At 44.9% G+C, this 1,659-nt stretch carries 3 protein-coding genes; 2 read left to right on the forward strand and 1 reads right to left on the reverse strand.

All coding sequences use genetic code 11. The features are described 5' to 3' along the window. The coding region (locus AC1MDJ_RS07730; protein ID WP_479690344.1) for a M20/M25/M40 family metallo-hydrolase at positions 1-305 on the reverse strand (305 nt) is incomplete at its 3' end. Positions 306-309: 4 nt separating this feature from the next. Between AC1MDJ_RS07730 and AC1MDJ_RS07735 the strand changes: the two genes are divergently transcribed. Then, entirely contained in the window at positions 310-915 is a 606-nt protein-coding gene (locus AC1MDJ_RS07735; RefSeq protein ID WP_479690345.1) for a peptidase dimerization domain-containing protein, read from the forward strand. Further along, positions 899-1,507 carry a metal ABC transporter substrate-binding protein gene (locus tag AC1MDJ_RS07740; RefSeq protein WP_479690346.1) on the forward strand — a complete coding sequence of 203 codons (609 nt, stop codon included), beginning with the start codon at positions 899-901 and terminating at the stop codon, positions 1,505-1,507. Before AC1MDJ_RS07735 ends, AC1MDJ_RS07740 begins: the two co-directional genes overlap by 17 nt. Positions 1,508-1,659: the final 152 nt, after the last annotated feature.

The following is a 1,659-nucleotide window of genomic DNA, read 5'->3' on the forward strand; positions in this document are numbered from 1 at the left end:
CGGGCAACTGCTTTTCTGCGTGTGCATACCCCCCAGTTAGGGCGACCAGTGTCGCAAACTATAACATAATCAACCTGCTGTGCAAGCTCTCTTGCAATTTCTAGCTCTTGCGGAGCGGCAGTTTCCTCTTCGGCATCAAAAAACACAACCAATTCAGAATAAGTCTCGCTATTCAATCTCTTCATAGCATCAACTAAGTATAACATCTGAACGACAGATGCCTTACAATCGCCGACGCCCGCTCCGTAAGCTAGGTTTGTATCTCTATCAAGCTTAAACAAGCGTTTGCCACCCTCTGTCCCCATAACGGTGTCCGTATGGACTACTAATAGGACGCGTTTCCATAAACTTGCTACCCAGCTCACCGCCGACCCCGATACCCTGACGGGGAACTTCCTGCGCTCGCACGGCATAATAGACCATGGGCAGTTCATACCAGAAAATTCTGTTAATATCGCGATGTGCACCACCACAAACGACAAGTTTAATATTATTCCCGATAATGCAAAACTAAAGGTTGAGGTGCGTTGCTATGAGATGAGCGAACAAAAACGCATAGATGAGGAAATACGGGAAATTTGCAAGACACCTACTCTAAAACACGCTAAAATATCTGTAGAGGGCGGGATTAACAAGCCATCTATGGAGAAAGATGCGCGGGCGGCAAAGTTATTTGAACTCTATAAAGATGCAGTGAGGACTGCATATAACGCTGATGCTACAGAGTGGACGGCTGGCGGGTTGACTGTGGCTAACATTACAAGTGAGTATAAGCCGACCATTGACGCACTAGGCGTTGATATTGACCCAGAACTTGAACACTCTATAAAGGAAGCTGTGGATGTGAGCACTTTTGTTCCACGCACTGTTGCTCTAGTTTTAATGCTTGGCAAGGTAGATGAAGTTTTGCAATAAACTTTTAGCGGTATTACTGCTGTTAATGCTGGTAGCTTGTTCTAGCGGAAAGCCTCATGGAGGAAGCAGACCGTTAGTTGTAGTTACCACTGGCGTAATAGCCGATATTGTGGAGCATATTGGCGGTGATTTCGTTGAGATAAAGACACTTATAGTCGCAGGCTCCGACCCACATTCCTACAAAGCAAATGAGAATGACGTAATTGATATTGCTAGAGCGATGGTAACCTTTTATAACGGCTTGCAGCTAGAGGGCGCATTTGGACATATAATTGAGCGAGCAAGTAGCACTATACCAGTGTATGCGGTGTGTGAGTATATCCCCAGCAATAAGCTGATAGAAGTCAAAAAGGGAGTTTATGACCCCCATGTATGGCTTGACCCGCAGTTGTGGATTTTAGCTGTGAATCGCGTGGCTGATGGTCTTGTTGAGACAGACCCGGCTAATGCGGTTTATTACAGACGCAATGAAGACGCTTACATAGAACAGATAATTGCGGTGAACGACTCTATTAAAAGCCGGTTAGATACTGTTCCGCCTGAAAAACGCGTAATTGTATCGGCGCATAACGCATTTAGCATGTCTATGTAAGTTTTAGCAACGTCTTCGTGCTTGCCGAGCGAGTCAGAGTAGAGCACAAGTCTAGTTTCAATGTTAATGTTGCTATCCATAGATGTAGCTAACATCTCTAATGAGCGGGTGGAAACATAAGCTTCTGTAAATATATTATAAACACCCATATC

The sequence above is a fragment of the Candidatus Termitispirillum reticulitermitis genome (assembly GCF_054655775.1).

Coding starts and splice junctions, on each gene's coding strand:
- AC1MDJ_RS07740 (WP_479690346.1), top strand. CDS start 899: ATGAAGTTTTGCAATAAACTTTTAGCGGTATTACTGCTGTTAATGCTG.